The sequence below is a fragment of the Exiguobacterium sp. S22-S28 genome, from assembly GCF_043359615.1.
In the GTDB taxonomy this organism is placed as follows: domain Bacteria; phylum Bacillota; class Bacilli; order Exiguobacteriales; family Exiguobacteriaceae; genus Exiguobacterium_A.
Genome location: NZ_JBHFFC010000006.1, coordinates 1 through 25,010 on the forward strand (window position 1 = coordinate 1; position 25,010 = coordinate 25,010).

A 25,010-nucleotide genomic window follows, 5' to 3' on the forward strand; every position below is an offset into this window, starting at 1 on the left:
ACATACGGAAGCAAGTTGCTTTTTTATTTACCTGTTGCTTTTAAATCCCCCGTGCCAAAATCGGCATCAAAGGCGCGACACCAGATGACGACACGACTGTATTTCTTCAAATCCACGTCTTTCGGCAGGACGTAGTTTTGGTCTCCTTGATTCCCTTTTAGCGCCCCGAGTCGGATCCCGTCTGCTGTCTCCTTACCTGGCTCGACCAAGTAAACAAACAAGTCCGGTCCGTTCGTCGTTTGAAAATCTTCAAATCGCAGATATAACGCATCGTCTGCCGGTACTGTTTTAACGTTTCCGGACGTTTGATAATTTTTTTCACCGTCCACGAACGTTCCGGAGAAGTCAGCCGGTGCTTCTTCGGGAGCCGGTGTTGTAGGTTCCGACTTGTCCGCCTCGGATGCTGGTGTCTCCTCTTCCTGTTTTACCGTCGAAGAACTCGGCGGCAACTCTTCGTCCACGGCTTGATTCAAGAACAATGGCGACACGAGCCACCAACTCAACGCCAATACACAGACAACCACGATTGCCAATATGATTTTTGATCCGTTTCGCACCGTCTTCACTCCATTCCTTCACCTGAAGAACCCCTGACCGTTCGTTTATCCGTATTGTTTTTGATGGGCTTTTTTTAACGCTAAATATTCTTCATCCGCCCGAATCAAATCCCACTTTTCTTGAAAAATCTCAGCTGACTTCGCTTTTTCGGGATCGATTTCCCGCTCGTTTAATTCACCGGTCGCTTTGTTTTTATATTTGCGTCCGCCTTTGTAATTCGTGTACCGGCGTGCCCGTGTATGTCCCATCTGAATGAACTTCCGCGCCATGTCCATTCCGACGAAGTCTCCGGCTGCTTTATAATCGAGATACATCTGATAGATTTTTTCAGAAGATTCCTTCGCAATCTCCGGCGTCTTAAATCGCCAGTGCGGCAAAATTTCTCCTTTATAGGGTTCAACGAGCAGGACACCCTGCTCCCCCCGTCCGACCCGATACTTTTCCGGTTCTTTCCGAAAATCCGTCGTCTCAAAATCCAAATCGTAATCAAATGCCATGCGCATCGCTCCCTTTCCTTAAGGGATTCCCGGGAACGGCCGGCTTTAATCGTGTGGATACAGTCCGGTCGTATAAACAGCCGTCAAGGTTTTCGCAATCTCGTCAATCGTCGCTGTCGTCTCTTCCCGGATGACTTCAAACAGATACATTTCGTTCGCAAAAAACCATCCGCGGGCAACGAGTGTCGGATTGAGGTCCGAACGGGCGAGTCCTGTGGCTTGCGCATAACGGATGTCCCGACTGATCCGTTCAATAAAGCGTTCGCGGATTTGTTTCCATTTGGTCCGGATGGCATACGATACGCCGATTGCCTGTTCGACGATCCGGAGTAGCTCGCGTTCTTGTTCGGCAAGCTGTAAGAAAGCCGTCGCCTGCTGTTCGATTTTCTCCCGTGCTTCCTCGGCGGTTCGGGGCTCAAACGGCTGTTCTGCGACCTGATGGAACTGATCCATCACGGTTTCGATCAAAACGATCAGCAGTTCATCCTTCCCTTCAAAGTGAACGTAGGCCGTTCCATACCCCACTCCGGCCCGCTTAATGATTTGTGAAATCGTCGTCGTTTGAAAGTCGTTTTCGAGAAAAACTTCCCGGGCTGCCACCAACAGTTTTTCCCGCGTCCGGATCGTCCGAAGATGCCGTTTATCGATTTTCATGTCGTCTGAGTTCATGATTTTCCCCACCTCTCCTGCTTCTCTATCCGATAATATTGACACAATGTCAATTTGTTTGCTACGCTTTTGTCAAAATTGATTACTGATTCATTTTAAGGAGGAACGGACATGGCATTGACCGCTAAGCGTGAGGAAGCAATCGAACGAGACGAACAGGATCGACTGGCCCCTTACCGGAACGAATTTTATCTGCAGGAAGGCTCGATTTACATGGACGGCAATTCACTTGGATTGTTGTCAAAACGTGCGGAAGCGACGTTGCTGGAATCACTCGCCGATTGGCGGGAACTTGGGATTGACGGTTGGATGAAAGGACGCCATCCGTGGTTTGAACTGTCGGAAAAACTGGCCGCCTTAAACGCACCACTCGTTGGCGGAAGTGCGGATGAAGTAATGGTGACCGGTTCGACGACGGTCAATCTGCATCAACTTGTGGCAACGTTTTTTGCCCCATCCGGACAACGGACAAAGATTTTAGCCGACAGCTTAACATTCCCGTCTGATATTTATGCGCTCCAAAGCCAGCTACGGTTGCGCGGACTCGATCCGGCAGAACATCTCGTCCAAGTCGAGAGTCGTGACGGACGGTTTCTCGATGAAGCGGATATCATTGCCGCGATGACGGAAGAGATTGCGTTGATTGTCTTACCGACCGTCCTGTACCGGAGTGGTCAGATTTTAGATATGGAACGTCTGACACGGGAAGCCCATGCCCGCGGTATCTTGATCGGCTTTGACGGCTGTCATTCCGTCGGTGCGATTCCGCATGCCTTTCATGACTGGGGCGTCGACTTTGCCTACTGGTGCAACTACAAACATTTAAACGGCGGTCCGGGAACGGTCGGCGGACTGTTTGTCCATGAACGCCATTTCGGCACGTTGCCGGGTCTGACCGGCTGGTTCGGCTCCCGTAAAGATAAACAGTTTGATATGGATCATACGATGACTCCCGCCGAAAACGCCGGTGCCTTCCAGATCGGAACGCCGCACGTCTTGAGCCTTGCCCCACAAATCGGTGCACTCGAGCTGTTTGCAGAAGTCGGGATCGACGCGGTCCGGACAAAGTCACTCGCACTGACGGACTACATGATGACGCTCGTCGATCAGGAATTGACGCCGTACGGTTTTGTGATCGGGAACCCGCGTGATGACAAACGACGTGGTGCTCACCTGAGTCTCGAACATCCGGAAGCGGCACGAATCTGTAAAGCATTGAAGGCGCATCACGTCATTCCTGATTTCCGGGCACCGAATATTGTCCGCCTGGCCCCTGTTGCCTTGTATAATAAGTTTGAAGATGTCTATGAGGTCGTCTCAATTTTGAAAACGATCATGGACGAAAAACAATATGAACAGTTCAAGAACGAACGCGAAGTCGTCGCGTAAGGAGGAATTATGAAAGAACACCCTACTGAACTACGGCGTGACTTAAAAACACGCCAACTGACGATGATTGCGATGGGTTGTGCGATTGGAACGGGACTTTTTCTCGGAAGCGGTCTCGCCATCAGTCTCGCCGGACCAAGCGTCCTCGTCAGTTATGCGATTGGCGCCTTCATCGTCCTGCTGTTGATGGGTTGCCTCGCAGAAATGACCGTCGCCCACCCGACCTCCGGCTCATTCGGAACGATTGCTGAACAATACATCAGTCCATACGCCGGATTTTTGGTCCGCTACTCCTACTGGGTGGCAAACGTCCTGGCGATCGGCGTTGAAGTCAGTGCGATCGCCATCTATATGAAATATTGGTTCCCGGACGTCCCCGGGTATGTCTGGATTTTAGTCTTTGCAGTAGCCTTGATTTATATCAACGCCACGACCGTCAATACGTTTGCGACGTTTGAATACTGGTTCTCCGTCATTAAGATCAGTGCGATTTTAATGTTCATGATTCTCGGTGCCTATCTGGTCTTCGGCAGCAACTCACCGGACATCGGGCCACAAAACTTCACGAATGACGGCGGATTCCTGCCGTTTGGTTTTTCCGGTCTCTGGATTGCCGTCTTCATCTCGTTGTTTAGTTTTCTCGGGACGGAACTGATTGCCGTCACGGCCGGCGAAGCGAAAGATCCGGACGTCGCGGTGCCAAAAGCACTGAAGGCCACCGTCTTCCGCTTATCGACGTTTTATGTCATCACGATTGCCTTGATGCTGATGATCGTGCCGTGGCAACAGGCGGGCGGCGTTGATCAAAGCCCGTTCGTCAAAGTGATGGAGATGTTATCGATTCCCGGAGCTGCCGGCATCATGAACTTCATCATCCTGACGGCTGCCTTGTCCGCGATGAACAGTCAGTTGTATGCGTCGACACGCATGATGTACTCGTTGTCAAAAGCAACGTACGCACCGCGGATTTTCAGCCGCTTGAATACGAAAGGTGTTCCTTTGTTTGCACTTGCCGTCTCGACACTGGGGATTTTCCTCGCCGCTGTCATCAGCAGCCAGTCGAGCGTGTCTTATCCGTTCATGATGGGAATTTCAATGTTCGGGGCCATCTTCACCTGGTTCATGATTTTCATCTCCCACCTCTATTTCCGGAAAGCCTGGGAACGGGATGGTGGACGGAAACTGCCGGTCCGCATGATGGGCTATCCGTATTTGACGGCACTCGGGGCCATCCTGCTGTTTGCCCTCGTCATCACGACCTGGTTCACAGATTTCCAAATCGTCTTGAAGTTCGGAGTTCCATGGTTACTGTTCTTGACGATTGCCTATGTATTTTGGAAACGCAACAATCCGCCGCAAGCGGATCAGACAGACCGTTCACAATCACTTTGATGTAAAGGGGATCGATTGGAATGAAACAGACGGATGCGACGCAAATCGAAGAAACGATTCAAACCGACTTCAAAAAAGACATGTCTTACGGGGATTATTTACAGCTCGACTCACTCTTGACGAGCCAGCAACGCTTATCGGACCACCATGATGAGATGCTGTTCATCGTCATCCATCAGACAAGCGAGCTGTGGATGAAGTTGATTTTGCATGAGATGACGGCTGCCACTAAAGCGATTGCCGACGATCAGCTCGAGCGGTCGTTTAAGATGCTCGCCCGAATCTCGAAAATTCAACAACAACTGATTCAATCATGGAGTGTCCTGTCGACACTGACACCGGCTGAGTATCTGGAGTTCCGTGATTCGCTTGGACATTCGTCTGGATTCCAGTCGTACCAAAACCGGCAAATCGAGTTTGCCCTCGGATTTAAGAATGCACAGATGCTTCGGGTCTATGAGCACGAAACGGCGCTGTTCGCTCAATTAACGGCAAACTTGAAGACACCGAGCATCTATGATGAAACCGTGCGGGCGATGAAGCGACGCGGCTTGCCGATTGATGAGGCGATCCTCAACCGGGATGTCACGCAAGACTGGGAAGCCGACGCGAGTGTGGAAGCGGCCTGGGCCATCGTCTATCAAGACGTCGAACAGTACTGGGATTTATATGAACTCGGTGAAAAGTTACTCGATATCGGCAGCCAGCAACAAATGTGGCGCTTTAACCACATGAGCACCGTCGAACGAATCATCGGTCAAAAACCGGGCACGGGCCGTTCATCCGGTGTCAGTTACCTGCGCCGGGTGCTCGACCACCGGTTCTTCCCGGAACTTTGGTCAGTCCGGACAAAACTTTGAGGAGGAATGTGAAATGAACCGTTGGATCGATGTCTCACAACCGTTAAACTCGTCGATTACGACATGGCCGGGCGATACGAAGTTCAACTACACAATCAATTGGAGTAAAGCCGACACCGGTTCCGTCAACGTCGGTCAAGTCACGATGAGTCTGCATACCGGCACCCACATCGACGCACCGTTTCACTTTGACGATGCCGGTCAAAAAGTCATCGATCTTGATCCGGACCTCTATATCGGCCATGCCCGTGTCATCTATCTGCCCGGTCGAACAGAAATTATCGCAAGTGACCTCGATGCGTTTGATTTAACCGATGTCCGCCGACTGATCATCAAAACGGATGGCTGGGTCGACAAGTCGATTTTCCCGGAAACAATTCCGGTCCTGACACCGAATCTTGCCGAACGTCTCGGAGCACTCGGCATCGAATTGATCGGACTTGATTTGCCGTCTGTTGACGCGATTGACAGTAAAGAGATGAGTGCCCACCATGCCCTCGCAGCACACGGTGTCCACATCCTGGAGGGACTCGTGCTCGATGCGATCACGCCGGGTGACTATCATCTAAACGCCGTTCCGCTTCCGATTGTCGACGGTGACGGCAGTCCTGTCCGTGCGTTGATGCGACCGTATTAAAAAAAACCGACAGAACTCTCTTCCAAGAGTTTTCTGTCGGTTTTTTCAGTTTTCCTTAACCGATACGGGGAATAAAACTTCTTCCGTCCGTTGCATGATCTGTCCGAGTACTTGAAGGGACGGACCGACCTCAAAATCGAGATCAAGAGAATGATTGGCCCCCTTTATTTTTTCTAGTACGAGGTTCGAGCTGCGACAACGTTCAAATGCTTCCGGACTGTACTGATGATCCTGATCCCCGATGACCAGTAATCCGGACTGTCGGCTGTTCGCAATCGCTTCGACGATTGCCTGATCTTTTAACAAGGGTGTCAGCAAAACGATTGTCGCATCCGGAAAAAGTCCGCGCCGGATCAAGGAAACCAGAGGTACTGTTCCAAGCGATTTGGCAATGAAGTGAATCGTTTTATACGTACGTGACCGTAACACCTCATCGATGACCGCTTCAATCCGCCGACTCATCTCCGCATTCCCCTGCTCGTCCGACATACTGAACAAGTCGTCCGAGACATACTGAACCTCGATCACGTTGACTCCCCGCTTTAGTAACATCATCCGACTGAAGTAAAAGTACGGATGGTCATAAGCATAGCCTGCGCCGGACAACATAAAACAGACCTCGTTCGAATCGGAATAATAATGATTATAGGCTATCGCTTGATCCCCCAATTGTGTCTGACAGCGACGAATTTCCATTGATGCTCCCCCTTTAATTTTTTCCTTACTTTACCATCTTCACTATCAACCGTCCATTTGAATTCTGTTTATAGCTTTCTTGATCAAAAAAAGCCACATCCCACGCTCTGTCAGCGAAGGATGTGGCTTTTGGTTCAGCGGACCAGTTGATCCGGTGTAAAGACTGACTGTTCAACTTGTTTTAAGGCATAAAAAGCACCTTGTCGTGCCATCAAATCGGCATACTTGCCAACTTCGACGACTTGACCTTGCTCCATGACAACGATTTGGTCCATCTCCTCAAGTCCTGCGAGACGGTGACTGACCAACAACAGCGTTGCATCCGCCGCACGTGCGAACAAATGCTGTAAGATGGTCTGTTCCGTCAAGGCATCGACCGATGAGGTCGGTTCGTCGAGCAAGTAGAGCGAAGCTTGCCGCAAGAAAATCCGGGCAATCGCCAGCCGTTGCTTTTCACCACCGGACAGGTTTTCCCCTTTTTCGAGCACCCGGTCGTCAAGAGCGAGCAACGAAAGACCAACTTGATCCAGTGCTTCGATCATCTGATCATCCGTTGCCTCGCTACTGGCCAGCTTCAAATTGTCGCGGATCGTTCCATAAAAGAAATGGTTTTGTTGCAAGACGACATTCGACTGTCGCCATACCGCTTCCGGATCAATCTCTTGACCGGGCGTTCCCTCAATCCGAATTCCGTCTGCCGGATACATGCGCAACAACAGTTGCAGTAAGGTCGATTTCCCGGAGCCGCTCGCTCCGACGACTGCTGTTTTGCTGCCGGCAGGAAACGTCACGCTGACGTCTCGTAAGACCGGACGTTCCTGATCGGGAAAGGCAAACGTGACCTGTTCGGCCCGGAGTTCCGGTGCCCGTGTCAGCTCAAACGGACGATAGTTCGGTTCAACCGTCGCTTCGACCACATCATCGAGCCGTCGCGCCGCGTGGCGGCTGTCTTCAAAGAAGCCCGGCAAAATCGCCATTGGGGCTGCATTTTCAAACACCGTCAACGAGGTCATGACGAGTAAGGCCAGGAAAACACCTTCGAGCTGACCGTCGGCGACCAGATAAGCACCGAGACCAAGGACAATCCAGGAAATGATCAAGGTGGCGAGTGTGTTCCATGCAAGATTCGAGACGGCGTGCAGCCCGTTACGTTTTTCTTCCGCGACGTACCGCGCTGCGACAGCATTCAGTTCTGCTTCCTTGTTTCCGAGTTGCTGATAGATTTTTAAGTCACGATAACCTTGGAACAATTCTGTCACTTCCGTCGACAGTTCCCCGCGCCGTGCCCGAACGGACCGCGCAAAGCGTTGTTCCCGGTAGGCAAACCAGCCGGGAATGATGAATCCCGTCAACAGAAGACCGATCACGAGGACAAGCGCAACACTGAGCGAAAAGAAGCTGACGAAAAAGATCGTACAAAGAAAAACAAGCACTAAGATGATCGGTGGATAAACAACACGTAGAAACGTATTTTGCAGACTTTCGACGTCGCCGACGATTCGTGCGAGCAAGTCACCGCTCCGGTACTTGGCAAAGATGCCTGGTGCGAGCGGTTCAAGCCGTTTATAAAACGTCGTTCGTAAATCACTGAGAATCGTAAACGTCGCCCGGTGCGAATAATAGCGTTCGGCATAACGACTCGCCGCCCGCGTCAAGCTCGACAGCTTCTGTAAGGCAATCAAGACAGCCAGTGTCTGGATCGGTGGCAACAGTGCTGCTTTCGAGATTAAAAATCCACTTGCCGCAAACAAACCGACCGCTGTGACTCCAGCCAGAACACCGAAGAAAATCGAGAAGACGATGTCTCGTTTTTGGTGCAACATCAAGCGAAAAATTCCCATCAACTCTTTCATCGTGTCTCCTCCCCCCGTTGAACGGCACGCATCATCGCATACTCCGATTTACGTCCCATCAACTCTTCATGTGTCCCCCGGTCGACAATCCGTCCTGCTTCCAGAATGACGATTTGATCCGATTGTTCAATCGTATGCAACCGGTGGGCGACCGTGATGACGGTCGCTTCACGTCCTAAAACCGTGATTGCTTCTTGCAGCAACCGTTCCGTCTTGACATCAAGACCGGTCGTCGGTTCATCAAACAAGATGATGTTTGGTCGTTTTAAGAACGCACGCGCCAAGGCGACGCGCTGCTTTTCTCCGCCGGATAATCCGCGTCCGCCTTCCCCGATCACTGTATCGAGTCCGTTCGGCAACTGTCCGATCAGTTCTGTCAGACCGGCGTCAGATGCGGCCTGTTCAATCGCTGAACGGGATGCCTCGCGTAATTCACCAATCGCAATATTCTCCGCAAGTGTCCCGGCATACAAATACGGATGCTGGGAGATATAGCTCAGTTGGCGGAACCAGCTTGCTTCGGTAATCATCTGACGGGGTTGACCGTCAAGTAACAGTTGTCCGTCCTGCGGATCGGCGAGACCCGCCAATAACTGAAGGACCGTTGATTTGCCGGCTCCGCTGCGACCAATCAACGCGACCTTCTGATACGGTTCGATCGCAAGATTCAGTTCGGTCATCGCAAACCGGGCATCGCGGTATGAAAAAGCGACGTCCTTTAATTCGATCCGTGGTGGACGGGCTGCCGGTAGTTCCGTCTGTCCGAAAACGACGCTCCGGTCATCTTCCGTCAGTTCCGCCGCAATCTGTTTCGCGGCCGCGACACTGCCCCGTCCCGTATGGAACGCTGCGCCCATTTCCTTTAACGCCAGATAGTATTCCGGTGCCAATACCAACATCAAAAAGGCCGGGACAAAGGTGATGCTTTGGAACAGAATCAAGCGTAAGCTGACTTCAAGCGCAATCATTCCCATACTGAGCATCGAGATGAATTCGAGCATCAATGATGACAAGAAGGCAAGTTTCAGCACCGTCAACGTCGCATCCCGAAAGTCGAGGCTACTCCGTTCGATGACGTCCTGTTGGGCCTTCGCCCGACCAAATAACTTCAACGTCGTCAGTCCCTGTAGCGTATCCAGAAATGTTCCGGAGAAGGCATTCATCTTCTCCAGCTGCGTATCGGCCCGATTTTGGGTCATGATTCCGATGACGATGTAAAACAACGGAATGAACGGGGCTGTAATCATCATGACGAGTCCCGTGACCCAGTCATAGCTGAAGGCTGCGATCAGCACCATCAGCGGGACGATTGACGTCTGGATGACTTTCGGCATGTACTGACTGTAATAACTGTCCATCTCATCGACCGAATCCAGCAGGACACTGACCTTTTTTCCGGATTGTCCTTCAAGCATCGATTCAACGGAGTTTTTCGTATATTTCGCAACAAGTGCCTGGCGTAAGTCTTGTTTGACCCGTGCCGCAAGATTCGTCCCGAGACGTCCGTTCCAATACGTGACGCCGACGCGCAGGACAAGCATCAACAACAGGACACCAAGCAACGGAATAACTGCCGCGAACGGATCTTCTTGCAGAAAAATCCGATCGACGATGATGACGATCAAATAGGATTGACCGATGACGGCAACACCCATTAAGACGGCTGCCAGCATCAGTTGTATTAAAATTGAACGCGGAATCGTGATGATTCCTTTAAGTGGATTCATAATCAAACGCCCTTTCACAAAGTGTGAACGACTTTTAGTGAATATTTTCACATATCGTACATTCAGTATACCGAATCCATTCTGTTGATGCCACGGGTATGCTGTTGAAAAGGTGTGACGGTTTTGTGAGAGACATTTTACTGGACAATTCATTGATCTGATTGTATCGTGGACAATAGTTATCCACGATATACAAAAAGGAGAATATCTTATGCAAATGAAAACCGGTGTTGAGCAATCGATCTACGCCATGCTGTTATTGACGTTTTTACCGGATAAAGGGGTCCTGCCGGGCGAATTCATCAGCCAACAACTCGGTGCTTCCCCGACCTATTTTCAAAAACTGCTCCGGAAGCTCGTTCATGCGGATCTGCTGATATCCGTTCCCGGAGCCAAAGGCGGGTTCCGTCTGAAAGCTTCACCGGAACAAATTCGTGTTTTTGATGTCTATGAAGCGATTGAAGGCAAACAATCTTTGTATGCGTCAAGCGGAGTCTTTGAAGATTTGATGGGCATCCAAAACCAAAACATCTGCTTATTGTCCGACTTGATGACAGAAGCCGAACAGTCGTGGCAATCGACGCTCAAACGTGAAACGATCGATTCGATCCGCCGTGAAATTTATTTAAATTGTCCGCCCGATCATCTAACAAAACTGCAGGCTTTAATCGAAGAAAAAATGATTCGTAATTAAAAGGAGAATGACCGATGACTACTACGACACTTGACCGCTATTTTGATTTATTTGACGCTTCCCGGACCGACGAACAAGCCTTTACGGACTTGATTTCCCTTTTCTCAGATGATATTACCTTTGTCCTCAACGGACAGGAACAACACGGGATTGACGCCTGGAAACAGTTTGTCCGGATGGTCTTTACCACCAACCAGGATATTAAGCACATGTATGCAGGATGGCTGCCTTCCGAAACAGGCGATACGCTTGAAACACGATGGGCCGTTTGTGGTAAGCGTGCGGACGGATCGGTCTTCACGCAAGACGGAACAGATATCGCCCGACTGGATGCAGACGGAAAAATTGTCTACCTCGCCAATGTCCCGGACGATACTACGATGTTCAACCAATACAACGATTAATCTAAAACAGGCATCACTTCGTTATGAAGTGGTGCCTGTTGCTCATGCTTATAAGTTCTTCGCTTTGAAGGTATCGCCGCCTTCAATCGTTCCGTTGTCAAATCCTTTTTGGAACCAACGTTCCCGCTGCGCAGACGTCCCGTGCGTAAAGCTTTCCGGCACGACATAGCCTTGTCCTTTTTTCTGTAAGGTATCATCGCCGACGGCATTCGCGGCACCGAGTGCTTCGTCGAGATCCCCTTCTTCCAGCAAGTTTTGTCCTTGCGCGTGATGCGCCCAGACGCCCGCATAATAATCCGCCTGCAGTTCAAACCGAACGAGATACTTGTTAAATTTTTCTTCGCTCATCTTTTGACGGAGCGGCATGATTTCGTCCGATGTTCCGAGCAACGTCTGGACATGGTGACCGACTTCATGAGCGATAACATACGCCATTGCAAAATCACCCGGTGCGCCGTATTTCGTTTGCAACTCGTCATAAAAACTTAAATCAATGTATAATTTCTGATCGCCCGGACAATAAAAAGGTCCGACTGACTTCCCAGCTTCCCCACATGCTGAACTGACTTGATCGGTATATAAGACGAGGGTTGGTTCTTTATAGGTCATACCGTCCTGTTTAAATTCTTTGGTCCACACTTTTTCCGTATCCGCTAACACAACGGATACAAAATCAGCCGCTTCTTTTTCTTTGGCAGTTTCCTGGTACTCGCCTTGGCTGTCACCTTGCGAATCTGACAGCCCCCCGAGGATGTCCGCTGGATTCCCGCCCATCAAAGTAACGACGATTAAAATGATGATTCCGAGTCCGCCACCAATCCCGGCGACTCCTTTGCCGCCCATTCCCCGCCGATCTTCGACGTTCGAACTTCTTTCTCTGCCCTTCCATTTCATGCGCGTTCCTCCTACAAATCTCAATGCATTTCTATACCCCATATTGTGTCGGTTTAGCCATGATTTCCTATTTTAAAAATTAATGTTGTTTTAAATATCTTGAAGCTAAACAATCTGAAATGGCCAACCGATAGTGAGATACATTCAGCGTGTGCATTCGTGCTTTATTTCAGCTGCATCTAAAAATTGGAGGAATTTTATTTTATGAAACACCGGAATCAGCTTATGCTTGGGATTAGTTCGTTTGTTGTCATCTTGTCACTCATCGTTCATGGTTTACACCGATTCACCATTTTTGCTGACGGCTATCAAATCATTCGTGGAAACGTCAGTGCCGCCTCACCAATCGCTCTGACTTGGATTGCGTTGTTGCCGGTGTTCTGTTTGCTTGCTGCTGCAGTCCTGTACCGAATGCGCCCGCGCAGTAAAAACGTACCGCTTCTGTTGACGGTGACGTTAACTTTTTCCAGTATGTCGATTATCGCTGGCGGAAACGGACTCGTCGAATACCATTTCTCGATTTTCATGGTGTTGGCCTTGATTGCCTACTTCCGTCGGATTGATTTGATTCTTGTCAGTACCGTTCTGTTTGCCGTTCAACATTTTGCCGGCTTCTTTTTTGCACCGGCGTTGATTTGCGGGACGACCGGTTATCCATTCAGCATTCTGATGATTCATGCTGTCTTCCTGATTTTGACGAGTGCTGCGCTCATCATTCAAATCGCTGTTCAGAATAAGGAACGCCAAGCGGCGTCACGCCGTGAAGAAGATGCGACGAAATTGATTACGAATGTCAGTCAGCAGATTGAATCTCTGGTCGGCAGTTTGAAGACCAATACGAAGCATTTACAACAGGCTGCTGTCCAATCGGTCGAAGCGACCAATCAAATTGCGACTGCGATTGCACCGATTGTCCACTCTGCCGACGGTCAACACCAATCGATGCAACAAGGAACAGATCAATTGCATCAGGTCAATGCGGCCATCGCAACGATTCAGGCGAAAATGGCGCGGACGGCCACGACGACGGAAAATATGACGAAAACCGCTTTGACCGGAAATGCAGAAATGCATCTGATGGACCGTCGGGTGGAAGCGATGGTCGAATCGACGAACGGTCTGCATACTTCTGTTACAGCAATGGCCAGCCGATCCGATAAAATCCAAAAAATCCTCGCTAGTCTGGAGGCGATTGCCGGCCAGACCAACTTGCTGGCGTTAAATGCCGCCATCGAAGCCGCACGTGCCGGTGACGCCGGGCGTGGCTTTGCCGTCGTTGCGACGGAAGTTGGTCACCTCGCGGTCCAGTCCCGCAGCTATGCCAATGAAGTGACGGAAGTTTTACAGGCATTGATTGCCGATACCGATCAAATCAAGGAAACGGCAGCCAGTTATACGACGACACTGTCGGAAAACCAGCAGATGACCAAACGTGTCCGGCAGACGTTTGCTGACATCACGCAACTGGTCCAGGAGGTCGAACAAAGCATCAGCTCGATTCAAACAGCCCGTCAAGGGGTCGGGGTCCAGATGCTTGATATCGAACAGCGGATGGAGACGACCCGAACCGCCTCGCTTGAAGTCCGCCACGGCATTGAGTCGACCGCCGTCTCACTCGAACAACAAACGACCGTCCAACACGAATTTGAAACGATGACCCAGTCACTCGGTCAGATGACAAGTTCTTTGGAACAATTGGTTGATGAATTGACCAATCACATCGAACGGTAATGTAAACCATGCAGGCTCCTCCTTCAGACGGAGGAGTCTGTTGTCATTTTTGTTAAAATTAAGTGAAGCTGTTCTAGGAATCACCCCAGTACATCCCGAATAGTAAAAGAATTGACCTTTTTTTGAGAGAGGAGTTCTTTGATGCAGACCTCACTACAATCACTACTCGATGCTGCCCGCAGATTTGGTCGAACCTACCGCAAAGATGCTCTCGTGTTAACCGGCGTTCTCGTTTTGATTGTTCTGTACGGCGCCCCCCTGCTGAAACCGGGAATGGTCGTCTTCAGTGATATGTCATTTGGTCTCTCGTCCAATCGGTATCTCGAGGAAATTTTTGGCGCCTGGAACAACCGCTGGAGTACGACGACCTTGTTGAATGTCGCCCGTCTGATTTACATCTTTCCTTTTTATCTGCTCAGTCTGCTGTTTGGTGCGTCCGGTCCGATTCTGATCAAGTCATTTATTTTTGGCTTGTTGATCGTGTCCGCTGTTTCGATGTTCGCTTTGACAAAACGGTTGCATTCGGTCTACGTCTCACCTCACTTTTCTTTTTTATCACTCGTCGCCTTTGGTCTCGCCGCTTTATTTTATGCCTTGAATCCATGGGTCATCACGCGGATCCAGCACATCTATCTCTTATGTGGCTACTCCGTCTTTCCACTCGCCTTGTTGTTGTTTTTTAATATATTTGATCCCAAATTCCGCGAACAGCTGAATCCGAACTTTTCCTTACCCGACCGGCTATCACGCCGGACATGGATCGACATTACCGGACTGTCCGTCGTCTTTGCTTTCATGGCGGCCGGCATCCATTACTTTTTCTTCTCTTTAATCTACATGGGAATCATGGTCGTCCTGATTTTTGCGAAGACCTTCTGGACACGTCGGAAGGAGCAGATTATTCAACCGTTGATCGGTTTTTATGTTCGCTCCACGATTGCCTTTTCTCTTGTGTTCCTGTTGTTTAATTCATACTGGTTTTTCATGTATGTCGGTTCCATCTTGACCGGATCACAAGCTTCGCAACACAACATCAATGTCTCTGATACATTGATGTTGTTCAGCCGTCATTCTTCGTGGACGAATGTGTTTTATTTAACGAGCTACTGGTGGCCGATGTTCGATTTGACGACGTTACCACTCAGTTTCTGGTTAGGCGGCGGCGTTATTCTGTTATTGATTTCGCTTGGTGCGTTCGTCTCCTATCGTCAGCCGATCCTGTTATTCTTCACCGGACTCAGCATCCCGTTGATTGTGTTTGCGACAGGGACTCATGAGCAGATCGCCGACCTCTTTGTCTTGTTCGTCACGAAGACGCCGCTGATCGGCGCCATGTTTCGTGACCCTAACAAGTTAGTCGGATTGCTGATGGTGAGCTATAGTTTGTTGCTCGCTTCCAGCCTCGCGACCGTGTTCAACCGCCCTTCCAAAACGTTGCCGCTTCCCGTTTACCGCCTGCTTGCCATCGGGACGACGGTCATCGCTCTCGGGTTGTTTTTCTGGCCGTACCGCGCCGTCTACATGGAAGGTTTTTATCATCCGGTGAAAATGCCGAAAGAATATACCGCCGTTCAAGAACTGATTGACGGAAAATGGCTTCAGTTTCCGATTGCGGATGAAATGACACAACCGAGTACGGGGGTCGCGACACCGACCTGGAATAAAAATCCGCATCCGGACGGCGAAACCAAAGCAACCGGCGACGTCCACGTCTACGGTTCGCAGGCAAACACCGTCTTTCACCACGAAGGTACCACCCAGACGGTCCGCTACATGATGACGTTCATGCAATATTTGCTCGATACGGGTCGCTCCGATCAAGCCGGGCAAATTGCACAGGCGTTTGGTCTGCAACAGTTTGCATACCGGACGGAATATACGGGCATGAAGGAGCGGCAAGCCTTCAACAAAAAAATTCTCGCAACCCAACGTGATCTACTCGCGACGAAACAAGTGGGTCTGTTTACGTTATTCGATTTAATCGAACCACTCGACACTCGGACCGTTCCGCAACTGATTTTGACACCGTACGGACTTGAACGGTCGGTTACCTTCTCCACATTGGACGACTACGCCCTCGGTCCCCAGTCGATTTTATATGCGACGCAAGCTCATCAGGACGGCTTATCCTGGTTGAAACAAGATGACATCATCGAAATGGCGGAAGAAAACGATGTGTTGCTGAGCCAGGTTCCGGAACAGTACTACTGGAAACCGTTTGAGGCGATCGACTCCGCCAACTCGTTCCTGAACTGGGGCAAAACCTTTTTGGCAAACAGTGATTGGCGTTGGTATTTACGGACACAGGGGATTGCAAATCCGGCGTTTGATCTCGACTTCGGGGATGGAATCGGTTTGTCTTTCGCCTCGGCCAAGATCGATGCCCCAGTCTATAAACTTGATCAGTTGAAGACAAAACAAGTCGCGTCGTTCAACTCGATGCTTGAGGACGAGACGTTTTTCAAAGCGGATAATCCGGACATCGTCGACTTGTCGCCGAATCCCTTGTCAAAAGAAAACAATCTGCCTGTCCTGCGCGCAGAAGTCGCAGAAGGAGATCCGAAATACATTTGGCAAGTCGCGAAATCCGGCAAGTTGGACGCCTTACCGAACAATGCGTACCGGTTTGACATCACGGCGTCCGGTCGTGGCGTCGACCGGTTGCACGTCAAAGTCCGGTTTTATGATGCACAGGAGCGTGAGCTGAATCAGACGTATGTTGTCGCCCCAAGCGATTCAGGGGACGTCGACGCGATTCATCTGCAAGGCGAATACGTCACCCCGAAAGACGCCAAGACGATGCGGATTGATTTGTTGAGTTTTCAGCGTCCGGAGCGAAAAACGTATTGGTGGGTCCACGACATCAAGATTTTCAGTTTCGAGGACTACATGGTACCGAACACGATTGAAATGACAAAAGAGACTACCCGCGGTCGTTATGCCGGTTACGCACGTGTCTTATTGAACCAAAACGGCGGCCAGCTTGACTTTGAATTCAACGACCAAACATTCTCGGTCAAGACGAAGCAAGCGGCAGGCGCAAAACTCGTTTGGGTGCCTCTTGGAAACCTTGTCGCAAAAAACACCAGTTCGACACTCCGCATTACGAATACGTCCGGCTTTAATGCCGTTCAAAATATCGTCTTGATTCCGAAAGCGGAATGGACGAAAGTTCAGGAACAACTGGACAAGAAGCTCGCCATCACCAAAACGTTGATGGTGCTCGAAGCAGAAACCGCCTTTGATTACGAGGGACATCTTCAATCCGAACGCAACTATCCCGGATTCAGTTTCGGAAAAGGTGTGGCTGCTCAAAACGGTGCGTTGCGTCGAACGATTGATGTACGTGAAGACGGCACTTACGACATTCAACTGAAGGCGACACGACCGACGAATCCAAAAGGCCGGTTAACCGTCTTACTGCGGGATGGAAAAGAGACGATCTACCGGCGTGTCTTGACAGCGCAGGATTTCAAGACGACAGACATCCGAAAGCAAGCGATTGGTCAAGAAACGGTGACCTTCGATCCGTTGCACCGGGATTTTCCGTATCAACTCGAATCTTTGCCGGATGTCTACTCGGCACTTCATCAGATTACGCTGGAAGACATTCCGTTGACGGGGGGGCGTTATGAGATTGAACTGGTTTATGCGAGTGCCGTTCCGTCACTCGTTACGATGGATGATCTGCATCAATTTGATCCGAATGAAATCGTCACCGACAAGCCGCTTACGGAACCGGAAGCAGCAGCCAATTGTGCGACGTGTGTCTCAATCACGGACGATATGTTTAGCGGGAACGAAAAAGACGGTACGTATCGAATGGAATATGAAGCAACTTGTTCGTGTGACTGGTATATCTTCGCCTCCCAAAAAATCAAGGCACGCCCGAATCATGAATACTTGCTACAGTTTGATGCGGTCAGTAAAAATGTCCGGCAACGCCACTTAAAAGTTTTTTATCTGGATGAAAAAGACCGTGTCATCGGGACTGATTTCATCAATGAAGTCGAGGAAGACAAAAAGAGCCGCTGGAATCATTACGAACAGATGATCATCCCGCCGAAAAAAGCAGTACGGATGCAGCTCCACATCTGGACACGCGGTAATGAAAAAAAGGCAGGCAGCTTACAGCTTAAAAATCTGGAGTTTCTCCCTTACGATCAACTGATTCTTGTCGATCAGTTCGTGATGGCGGAACAGACCGGAAAACCACTGTTTTCTAAAACACCGGCCGAGAAACTCGGCATCACTCCGTCATTGATGAATCGACACATCACAAGTGATGCGCCTCTTGGTCGTTTTACAGTCAACGATTCGCCGACACCTCTCTTTGAGTTACGGGACGGCGTCGAACCGATGCGTGGAAACATCGCGCTGAACGGCGTCAGCCAACTGTACCGCTCGACTCAATCAACCGCCGATGTCACTGTCGTCTTACGTCCCATCTATTACGTCGGACTGACCGTCCTGCTGCTCGCGTTTCCCATGAGCGGTTTGCTGATCTGGTGGATGACGGGTCACCGTTTCGTGGCGGTTCGTCAACGGTTCCGCGAGAAACTATTCTCAACGATTCGTCGGCCTAAAAAATCCAAGACATGACGAATACCCTGTACCGACCCGTTACACATCGAGTCGGTACAGGGTATTTAACGATGCCGCCGATACAAGGCAAGCATCGTCTTTAAAAAAGCAATCGAGTCTTTAACCAAGTTGACGTGTGATCCTTCCCGTTCGATACAGGTCACGGGCTGTTGGAACACACGCAACCGTTCTTTTTTGGCAGCATACATCAACTCCAGATCAATTGCCAGTCCACTCTCAACGTTTAGGTACGGCAAAATCCGCGGAACGACACGACGATTGATGATTTTTAGACCGGTTTGCGAATCCGTCACCCCTTTTGGCAGAAAGGTCCGTGTCAGATTTCGTTTGGCAAAACTGAGTAAGCGCCGGACAAGACCGCGGTCTTCAATCGTCAAATCTTTTGTTCCGACGACGATGTCATAATAATCATGTTGGGCAATCGTCAGTAGACGGGCGATATCTTCCGTCTTAAACGAATTATCGGCATCGACGAACACGTAATAATCACTGGAGATGTTTTTCATTCCCTCAATGAACAATCCGGCTTTCCGTGTATTTTGCTCTACTTGATGGACTTCGAGATAGCCGACTGTAAATAACGTATCCGTCGCGTCCATGACAATGGAGCGATAATCCTGCAACAATGCCTTTGACCGATCGGAAGAGGCATCATCAAAGAAGTTGATGGAAGCATGAATATAATCTTCACTGATCAGCTCTGCTAAAGCTTCTAAAAATTGTTTTACATGCATAAAACGTTTCTCTTCGTTAAATATTGGTAATATAAAGGCTATAGTGTCTTTTAAAATGGGATATTCAGGATGGATGATTCGCTGGATTTCAGCGAACAATTCATTCGGGTAGCTAGACCGATAAGGAAATGACCTTAATACACCATCACCTTTTACAGCTTCATACGGGAAATCACCTTTTTTCGGGACGACATCTTGAATCAGTAATATCTTTGCCCTGGAACGGACCTGACGGATTTGATTCACGATTTTCAACTCGTCTTCATGCATTTGATAGTCGACGATATACAACTTGATTTCATGTTCTTCTTCCGCACTCTGAACTTCCGTAATGGCAATTTGTTCGAAGGAGGCAGGATATTGACCCGACTGTGTGTAAAAAAGTACTGGATAATAAGGAATTAAAGTTTCGTAGGAAATTTGTCGTCCATGATCCGTGAAAATAGCGATATGACCTTGATTCATACTGATTCATCCTTTCCGTATCACTTAAACTGACTGATGGGAGGTTTCTGATGAGTAGTTTTCTGAACCGTCATGCGGTGATTTTGATTTTTCCGGTTCTCGATATTTTATTGAACATCGTCAACTATGCCTATCATTTGTTGTTAGCCCGTCAATTATCGAGTGTCGACTATGGATTTTTAAACGGTTATCTCGCTTTACTTGGTCTGCTCCTTATCATCGGAAGCGCCTTGCAGTGGACGGTCACACGCGATCTCAGTCAACATTCAACGAATCATTATCGTGTTTTACGAAACCGGTTGCTGGCTGTCGTCGGAGTCATTTTACTTATCTTACTGTATGTCTTACCTATCCTTCTACCTTTTACCAGAATAAACCTTCTTCTTGTTGTGCTTACAGTCTTCTTCCATATCTTATTATCTTTCAGGCGTGGTGTCATTCAAGCGCAAGAACGTTTTTACGCACTAAACCTTTCGTATTATGTCGAATCGTTAACGAAAGTAATCGCTACCTGGCTCTTGCTTCAGTACACGAACGTGACGCTTGCCTTAGCTTTTATTTTGATTGGGATGCTAATGGCTTATCTTGTCAGCCTGTTTCAGACACCGTTCCCAGAGAGTACCGGTCCAACCCGGTGGCATGGTCTGACGCATATGATCCATACCCAAGTCGTCATGACCCTCTTCTTTACACTCGACAGCCTGCTCGTGACACGGTTTTTCCCGACATTTGCCGGCGACTATTCCGTCGCCTTGCGGTTCGGTCAGTTGTTGTTGTTTGTCGCCCTTTCCTTATCACAACTTCTTTTACCGCGCCTCAGCAGCCTTAATCACCAACAGTCCTTTCACATCTGGGAACGTAAGTTGTACCTGTTTCTATTAAGTGGTCTTGCCTGTGCCGTCCTCTTTTACGTCACGGTTGTCCCGTATCTCATTCCCTTATTATTCGGATCCGGTTATGACTTAGCCGGACAATATGTCAAATACATGGTGCTCGTCTACGCCGGCATCACGCTGATCCAGTACGAGGCACTTGTCCAATTTTCGCTACACCGGACAAGCTATCTGAAATGGTTTTGGGGGATTCTCGTCTTATTGGTCCTCTCACTTATGTTCGTCCGCCAAACGATTGAAATTTGGTTGACCGGGCAAGCGGTCGTCTTGTTAGGAAGTGCCTTTGTCCTGAGATTCATTTTGCCAAAACAGCGATTAATTGCGAAAAAGGAGGAGCATTTATGAAACCCCATCTCTTATTTTTATCGTGGCGTGACATCAAACACCCGAAGGCCGGTGGTGCCGAGGTCTTTACACACGAAATGATTCGCCGTGTCGCGGATGACTATACGATCACGCACATTTCCCCCGCCTTTGAAGGGGGACATGACGTCGAGTTTTTGGACGGCGTCACGTATGTCCGACACGGTACACTCGCAACTGTCATCCCCTACGCGGCTTCTTACTATTACAAACACGCTTCATCGATCGATCTCGTCGTCGATCAGGTCAACACCCATCAGTTCTTCACGCCGTTGTATGTTCCACGTGCTAAGCGTGCCCTGTTCATTCATCAGTTCACGCGTGAAATCTGGCAGATCAACGTCAAGCGTCCGTACGCCTGGCTCGGCGAACAGACCGAGACGCCCCGGCTTCAGCTGTACCGTCACGGACGCGCCTTGACGGTCAGTCAGTCGACGGCGGATGACTTACGCTCCATCGGCTTTTCCAAACAACAGATCACGATTCTGCCCGAAGGACTTGATTTCATCCCTTGGAAGGAGGATGCCTGGCAGCCGAAAGAGCCGGTCCCGACCTTTTTATACGTCGGACGGATGTCTGCTTATAAAGGAATCGACGATGCCATTCAGGCCTTCGTCATCTTAAAACAAGAATTTCCGACAGCGAAGTTTTGGGTCATCGGCAAAAAAGATGAGCGCTATATCCAACAGCAGCTGGACCCGCTTGTCCCGGAAGAAATTCGGGGAGACATTACGTACTTCGGTTTTGTCAGCGCAGAGGAAAAGCTTGAACGGATGAGTCGGGCGACCGCCCTTCTCTTCCCTTCCAAACGGGAAGGCTGGGGATTGACGGTCAGTGAAGCGGCCGCTGTCGGCACACCGACGATCGTCTATGACGCCCCCGGTTTACGAGATGCCGTCCAGTACGGGATGGCGGGTTATATGACCCTCGCCCAGTCGCCCGGTGCGCTCGCTTCCGAAATGCGTTCTTGCATTCAAGACACGGAACAATACGACACGATTCGTTATGCTGCCTATCGCTTCGCCCAGACACTGCACTGGGATAACACCGGTCAACATTTTCGAAACTGGCTCCAGAACGAACTTCCACTACCTGATGTGAAGGAGGAGTATGTATGATTGGAATCGCGATGTCGACGTATCAAAATGAAGCCATTATCGAAGAAACGATTCGTTCTCTCCAAGCCCAAGCTTCACCTTTTCGTTGTATCATTGCCGACGATGGATCGACTGATCAAACGGTCGAGACGATCAGACGGTTAACACAACACGATGAACGCTTTGAGGTCATCGCGTTGCCGCATGGGGAACGCGGGATTGCACGAAAAACGGCCATCGATCGTCTCAAAGCACTCGACGTCGAGTATCTGTATATCATCGATTCGGATATGGTGCTGTCGGATGACCTGCTGAAGAGTTGTCTGTTGTACCTCGAAGCCCATCCGTATATTGGAGCACTTGTCATCCCGGAACAGGCATACAGCGATCATTCGAATTTTTTCAGTCAGGTCAAAGTGTTCGAACGGAACCTGTTTAATATTCCGACCGATCAGCTCGATGCGAATTCGATTGAAGCCGCTCGTTTTTGGCGGCTCGACGCCTATGTAACTTCAGGTGAAATTGATCCGACGCAAATCAGTTTTGAAGAAACCCAACCCACCATCCGTTATCTGGAGCAAGGAGGGCAAATCCGGCGGGCGACCTTCACCTTCGTCCGGCACAATGAAAAACAGGTCGAACTGACCGACCTGCTCCAAAAGAAACGCTATTACTTTGACGTCATGCCGACGACACTTCAAAACGAAGATGGCGGACTGGCAAAGGCGTTGCAACGCTGGTACTTTTTCCGACCGGTTTTGTATCACAAAACGAATCTCAAAAAATACGTGCGCCATCCGCTTCTCGCTGCCGGTGTAATCTACATGTACATCCGCCTCAGCTTTATCGGAGTTGAGTCGCTTGTCTTCAAACGTGTTTCATGACCGTTCCATTCATTGATTGGTACAAGATATAGGTTCCGAATTGCGTCGGAAACTCAAAACGGTGCAAGCCGTTCATTTCATCATCCAGCGCTTCTTGATTCGGAATTTCCAGCGCACGGCGTCCGACAATCGTCCCGTCTTCAAAGAACAGGCAATATGGACGATTGGCATTGGTCAAAATTGCGTTAAACATGACACCGATGTTGTTTTTCCGGTGTTTCGTCTCAACAACTTCCTCTCCGATTTTCTCCATGATTCGAAGAATCGTTTCATTAATTTTCAGCGGCTTTGTCATTAGACGACTGATATTTCCGGAATTGACGGCAGCGAGTAACGTATGCACTTGCATGTAGTCGGTCAGAACAATCTGTTTCATCAATGGATACAGCAACGTAATCTTTTTCAATAGTTCGACCCCGTCTAGTTGTGGTAAGCGCAATTCGGTCACGATGACATCCACATCTTGCTCTTCAAGTATGGATAATGCTTCTTCTGCCGATTCAGCTTCCAGTACTTCCTGATTTCGTTCCAGTAACTTCCGTTGCAAAATCTTTCTTGTCGGCTCGTGCGCATCAACTAATAAGTATAGTGCCATCTTTAAAACCTCCAGTTCAGAAAGGGTGTTGGATGATGTATATTCTCTTATTATCAGGTGGATCCGGAAAACGACTTTGGCCGCTGTCGAACGATTTGAATTCCAAACAGTTCCTGCGCATTCTTGAAGATGCCGATGGACACAAACAATCAATGATGGAACGGGTGTTTCAACAGTTAGAAGCGAGCGGTTTAGCGGACCGGACCGTCATCACGACGACGGAAGCCCAACTCGATGCGATTGAACATCAACTCGGCACCAAGGTGTCCGTCATCCATGAACCGTCTCGGCGGGATACGTTCCCGGCCATCATGCTGGCAACGAGTTACCTGGCAGAACGGATTGATCCAACGGAAACGATCATCGTCATGCCGGTTGATCCTTACGTCGACGCTTCTTTTTTCCAACGGTTTTCTGCGCTCGATGAAGCCGTCCAGGCTCACCCTGACGCGCTTCATTTAATGGGAGTCGAACCGCTTCATCCAACTTCTAAATACGGCTACATCATTCCCGAATCGACAAGCACGATGTCTCCGGTTCAACAATTTCGTGAAAAACCCTCCTTGGAGACTGCAGTCGAGTTGATTGATCAAGGGGCGTTGTGGAATTGCGGAGTCTTCGCCTGCCGGCTCGACTTCTTGACGGAACGCCTGAACGAGCAACAGGTGCCTGTTACGTATCAGGCATTACGAACGGCGTATGATTCGCTTGAGAAAACATCTTTTGATTATGCCGTCGTCGAGAAAACAACCCACCTGTTTGTTCATCGGTATGAAGGATACTGGAAAGATCTCGGGACGTGGAATACCTTGACGGAAGAAATGCCGAGCTCTGTTCATGGCAATGCACGGTTGATCCATTCCACGAATACGCATATCGTCAATGAATTACAAGTGCCTGTCCTCGGAATCGGCTTGACCGACTTAATCGTTTCAGTCAGTCCCGACGGTGTCCTCGTTTCGTCAAAAGAGGAAACGCCCCATCTTAAAGATTACCTTGTCGATCAAGAACTTCCCCCGCAATTTGAATGGAAACGCTGGGGGTATGCGACGATTCTTCATCAACAACAATTGGACGACGGGCGGTATGCCGTGACACGTCGGCTGCATATCCAAGCCAACCATCAGATCAGCCATCATTACCATGCTCAGACAGACTCGACGTGGAGCATTCTTCAAGGACAAGCCGAAGCGACCATTGACGGGAAACATCAATTGCTTGGTCCCACTTCCGTCGTCCACATCCCACGCGAGGTACCGCATACATTAAAAACATTGAGTGACTTGATTATGATCGAAATCAAATATTCCATCGACTGGACGGAGGAAGACAACTACCCGCTTCCGATTTCACTCGGTTCGAATTAACGACGG

21 protein-coding genes are annotated in these 25,010 nt (G+C 49.5%); 12 read left to right on the forward strand and 9 right to left on the reverse strand.

From position 1 onward, the window contains the following. Positions 1 to 23 precede the first annotated feature (23 nt). From ACHA8N_RS01810 to ACHA8N_RS01820, 3 genes are read right to left on the reverse strand one after another with little or no spacing between them, the layout of a single operon-like run. Positions 24 to 557 (reverse strand): DM13 domain-containing protein, encoded by a 534-nt coding sequence (locus ACHA8N_RS01810; protein WP_393964537.1) that lies wholly within the window; start codon positions 555 to 557, stop codon positions 24 to 26. Positions 558 to 602: 45 nt separating this feature from the next. After that, positions 603 to 1,055, reverse strand: a complete 453-nt coding sequence (locus ACHA8N_RS01815) for a DUF4385 domain-containing protein (RefSeq protein WP_147511544.1) — start codon at positions 1,053 to 1,055, stop codon at positions 603 to 605. 45 nt (positions 1,056 to 1,100) lie between these two features. Beyond that, a complete protein-coding gene (locus ACHA8N_RS01820) occupies positions 1,101 to 1,724 on the reverse strand; it encodes a TetR/AcrR family transcriptional regulator (protein ID WP_393964538.1) in 624 nt (207 codons plus the stop codon). Between the two features lie 111 nt (positions 1,725 to 1,835). On the opposite strand from ACHA8N_RS01820, the gene kynU reads away from it, so the two are divergent. From kynU to kynB, 4 genes are read left to right on the forward strand one after another with little or no spacing between them, the layout of a single operon-like run. Beyond that, complete coding sequence (gene kynU / locus ACHA8N_RS01825) at positions 1,836 to 3,113, forward strand: kynureninase (RefSeq protein ID WP_393964539.1); 1,278 nt, start codon at positions 1,836 to 1,838, stop codon at positions 3,111 to 3,113. Between the two features lie 9 nt (positions 3,114 to 3,122). Continuing rightward, the gene (locus ACHA8N_RS01830) at positions 3,123 to 4,505 is read left to right on the forward strand and encodes an amino acid permease (RefSeq protein WP_026834236.1); all 1,383 of its coding nucleotides are present in this window, start codon (positions 3,123 to 3,125) and stop codon (positions 4,503 to 4,505) included. A 20-nt stretch (positions 4,506 to 4,525) separates the two neighbouring features. Next, positions 4,526 to 5,365: a tryptophan 2,3-dioxygenase gene (gene kynA, locus ACHA8N_RS01835; RefSeq protein WP_393964540.1), complete on the forward strand. Its 840-nt coding sequence runs from the start codon at positions 4,526 to 4,528 to the stop codon at positions 5,363 to 5,365. Positions 5,366 to 5,378: 13 nt separating this feature from the next. Beyond that, positions 5,379 to 6,002 (forward strand): arylformamidase, encoded by a 624-nt coding sequence (kynB, locus tag ACHA8N_RS01840; RefSeq protein WP_393964541.1) that lies wholly within the window; start codon positions 5,379 to 5,381, stop codon positions 6,000 to 6,002. Positions 6,003 to 6,047: 45 nt separating this feature from the next. Here kynB and ACHA8N_RS01845 read toward each other — a convergent pair whose 3' ends face one another. From ACHA8N_RS01845 to cydD, 3 genes are all read right to left on the reverse strand, one after another. Further along, positions 6,048 to 6,698, reverse strand: a complete 651-nt coding sequence (locus ACHA8N_RS01845; protein WP_393964542.1) for a cyclase — start codon at positions 6,696 to 6,698, stop codon at positions 6,048 to 6,050. A 134-nt stretch (positions 6,699 to 6,832) separates the two neighbouring features. Continuing rightward, entirely contained in the window at positions 6,833 to 8,551 is a 1,719-nt protein-coding gene (cydC, locus tag ACHA8N_RS01850; RefSeq protein ID WP_393964543.1) for a thiol reductant ABC exporter subunit CydC, read from the reverse strand. Continuing rightward, positions 8,548 to 10,278, reverse strand: coding sequence for a thiol reductant ABC exporter subunit CydD (cydD, locus tag ACHA8N_RS01855; protein ID WP_393964544.1), 1,731 nt, complete (start codon positions 10,276 to 10,278; stop codon positions 8,548 to 8,550). The genes cydC and cydD overlap by 4 nt, the downstream gene beginning before the upstream one ends. A 211-nt stretch (positions 10,279 to 10,489) precedes the next feature. On the opposite strand from cydD, the gene ACHA8N_RS01860 reads away from it, so the two are divergent. Continuing rightward, positions 10,490 to 10,972 carry an RrF2 family transcriptional regulator gene (locus tag ACHA8N_RS01860; protein ID WP_393964545.1) on the forward strand — a complete coding sequence of 161 codons (483 nt, stop codon included), beginning with the start codon at positions 10,490 to 10,492 and terminating at the stop codon, positions 10,970 to 10,972. A 14-nt stretch (positions 10,973 to 10,986) separates the two neighbouring features. After that, positions 10,987 to 11,376 carry a nuclear transport factor 2 family protein gene (locus ACHA8N_RS01865; RefSeq protein WP_393964546.1) on the forward strand — a complete coding sequence of 130 codons (390 nt, stop codon included), beginning with the start codon at positions 10,987 to 10,989 and terminating at the stop codon, positions 11,374 to 11,376. A 48-nt stretch (positions 11,377 to 11,424) separates the two neighbouring features. Here ACHA8N_RS01865 and ypfJ read toward each other — a convergent pair whose 3' ends face one another. Further along, complete coding sequence (gene ypfJ, locus ACHA8N_RS01870; protein WP_393964547.1) at positions 11,425 to 12,270, reverse strand: KPN_02809 family neutral zinc metallopeptidase; 846 nt, start codon at positions 12,268 to 12,270, stop codon at positions 11,425 to 11,427. Positions 12,271 to 12,474: 204 nt separating this feature from the next. Here ypfJ and ACHA8N_RS01875 point away from each other — a divergent pair, with 204 nt between their 5' ends. Next, positions 12,475 to 14,001 carry a methyl-accepting chemotaxis protein gene (locus ACHA8N_RS01875; protein ID WP_393964548.1) on the forward strand — a complete coding sequence of 509 codons (1,527 nt, stop codon included), beginning with the start codon at positions 12,475 to 12,477 and terminating at the stop codon, positions 13,999 to 14,001. Between the two features lie 141 nt (positions 14,002 to 14,142). Further along, positions 14,143 to 18,603 (forward strand): MFS transporter, encoded by a 4,461-nt coding sequence (locus ACHA8N_RS01880; protein ID WP_393964549.1) that lies wholly within the window; start codon positions 14,143 to 14,145, stop codon positions 18,601 to 18,603. Positions 18,604 to 18,650: 47 nt separating this feature from the next. Here ACHA8N_RS01880 and ACHA8N_RS01885 read toward each other — a convergent pair whose 3' ends face one another. Next, a complete protein-coding gene (locus tag ACHA8N_RS01885) occupies positions 18,651 to 19,805 on the reverse strand; it encodes a glycosyltransferase (RefSeq protein ID WP_393964550.1) in 1,155 nt (384 codons plus the stop codon). Between the two features lie 50 nt (positions 19,806 to 19,855). Here ACHA8N_RS01885 and ACHA8N_RS01890 point away from each other — a divergent pair, with 50 nt between their 5' ends. Genes ACHA8N_RS01890 through ACHA8N_RS01900 form a run of 3 tightly spaced genes read left to right on the forward strand, consistent with a single transcriptional unit; the run spans position 19,856 to position 23,042 of the window. Beyond that, on the forward strand, positions 19,856 to 21,043 hold the full coding sequence (locus tag ACHA8N_RS01890; protein ID WP_393964551.1) for a lipopolysaccharide biosynthesis protein: 1,188 nt from the start codon (positions 19,856 to 19,858) through the stop codon (positions 21,041 to 21,043). Next, entirely contained in the window at positions 21,040 to 22,179 is a 1,140-nt protein-coding gene (locus ACHA8N_RS01895) for a glycosyltransferase family 4 protein (protein ID WP_393964552.1), read from the forward strand. Before ACHA8N_RS01890 ends, ACHA8N_RS01895 begins: the two co-directional genes overlap by 4 nt. Beyond that, positions 22,176 to 23,042, forward strand: coding sequence for a glycosyltransferase family 2 protein (locus ACHA8N_RS01900; protein ID WP_393964553.1), 867 nt, complete (start codon positions 22,176 to 22,178; stop codon positions 23,040 to 23,042). The genes ACHA8N_RS01895 and ACHA8N_RS01900 overlap by 4 nt, the downstream gene beginning before the upstream one ends. Here the strand turns inward: ACHA8N_RS01900 and ACHA8N_RS01905 are convergent. Continuing rightward, a complete protein-coding gene (locus ACHA8N_RS01905) occupies positions 23,026 to 23,637 on the reverse strand; it encodes a response regulator (protein WP_393964554.1) in 612 nt (203 codons plus the stop codon). The genes ACHA8N_RS01900 and ACHA8N_RS01905 overlap by 17 nt on opposite strands. A gap of 35 nt (positions 23,638 to 23,672) precedes the next feature. Here ACHA8N_RS01905 and ACHA8N_RS01910 point away from each other — a divergent pair, with 35 nt between their 5' ends. Continuing rightward, a complete protein-coding gene (locus ACHA8N_RS01910; protein ID WP_393964555.1) occupies positions 23,673 to 25,004 on the forward strand; it encodes a sugar phosphate nucleotidyltransferase in 1,332 nt (443 codons plus the stop codon). Positions 25,005 to 25,010 lie beyond the last annotated feature (6 nt).

Coding starts and splice junctions, on each gene's coding strand:
- kynB (WP_393964541.1), top strand. CDS start 5,379: ATGAACCGTTGGATCGATGTCTCACAACCGTTAAACTCGTCGATTACG.
- ACHA8N_RS01830 (WP_026834236.1), top strand. CDS start 3,123: ATGAAAGAACACCCTACTGAACTACGGCGTGACTTAAAAACACGCCAA.
- ACHA8N_RS01890 (WP_393964551.1), top strand. CDS start 19,856: ATGAGTAGTTTTCTGAACCGTCATGCGGTGATTTTGATTTTTCCGGTT.
- ACHA8N_RS01865 (WP_393964546.1), top strand. CDS start 10,987: ATGACTACTACGACACTTGACCGCTATTTTGATTTATTTGACGCTTCC.
- ACHA8N_RS01860 (WP_393964545.1), top strand. CDS start 10,490: ATGCAAATGAAAACCGGTGTTGAGCAATCGATCTACGCCATGCTGTTA.
- ACHA8N_RS01900 (WP_393964553.1), top strand. CDS start 22,176: ATGATTGGAATCGCGATGTCGACGTATCAAAATGAAGCCATTATCGAA.
- cydD (WP_393964544.1), bottom strand. CDS start 10,278: ATGAATCCACTTAAAGGAATCATCACGATTCCGCGTTCAATTTTAATA.
- ypfJ (WP_393964547.1), bottom strand. CDS start 12,270: ATGAAATGGAAGGGCAGAGAAAGAAGTTCGAACGTCGAAGATCGGCGG.
- ACHA8N_RS01885 (WP_393964550.1), bottom strand. CDS start 19,805: ATGAATCAAGGTCATATCGCTATTTTCACGGATCATGGACGACAAATT.
- ACHA8N_RS01905 (WP_393964554.1), bottom strand. CDS start 23,637: ATGGCACTATACTTATTAGTTGATGCGCACGAGCCGACAAGAAAGATT.
- ACHA8N_RS01820 (WP_393964538.1), bottom strand. CDS start 1,724: ATGAACTCAGACGACATGAAAATCGATAAACGGCATCTTCGGACGATC.
- cydC (WP_393964543.1), bottom strand. CDS start 8,551: ATGAAAGAGTTGATGGGAATTTTTCGCTTGATGTTGCACCAAAAACGA.
- ACHA8N_RS01895 (WP_393964552.1), top strand. CDS start 21,040: ATGAAACCCCATCTCTTATTTTTATCGTGGCGTGACATCAAACACCCG.
- kynU (WP_393964539.1), top strand. CDS start 1,836: ATGGCATTGACCGCTAAGCGTGAGGAAGCAATCGAACGAGACGAACAG.
- ACHA8N_RS01910 (WP_393964555.1), top strand. CDS start 23,673: ATGTATATTCTCTTATTATCAGGTGGATCCGGAAAACGACTTTGGCCG.
- ACHA8N_RS01845 (WP_393964542.1), bottom strand. CDS start 6,698: ATGGAAATTCGTCGCTGTCAGACACAATTGGGGGATCAAGCGATAGCC.
- ACHA8N_RS01875 (WP_393964548.1), top strand. CDS start 12,475: ATGAAACACCGGAATCAGCTTATGCTTGGGATTAGTTCGTTTGTTGTC.
- ACHA8N_RS01815 (WP_147511544.1), bottom strand. CDS start 1,055: ATGGCATTTGATTACGATTTGGATTTTGAGACGACGGATTTTCGGAAA.
- ACHA8N_RS01880 (WP_393964549.1), top strand. CDS start 14,143: ATGCAGACCTCACTACAATCACTACTCGATGCTGCCCGCAGATTTGGT.
- kynA (WP_393964540.1), top strand. CDS start 4,526: ATGAAACAGACGGATGCGACGCAAATCGAAGAAACGATTCAAACCGAC.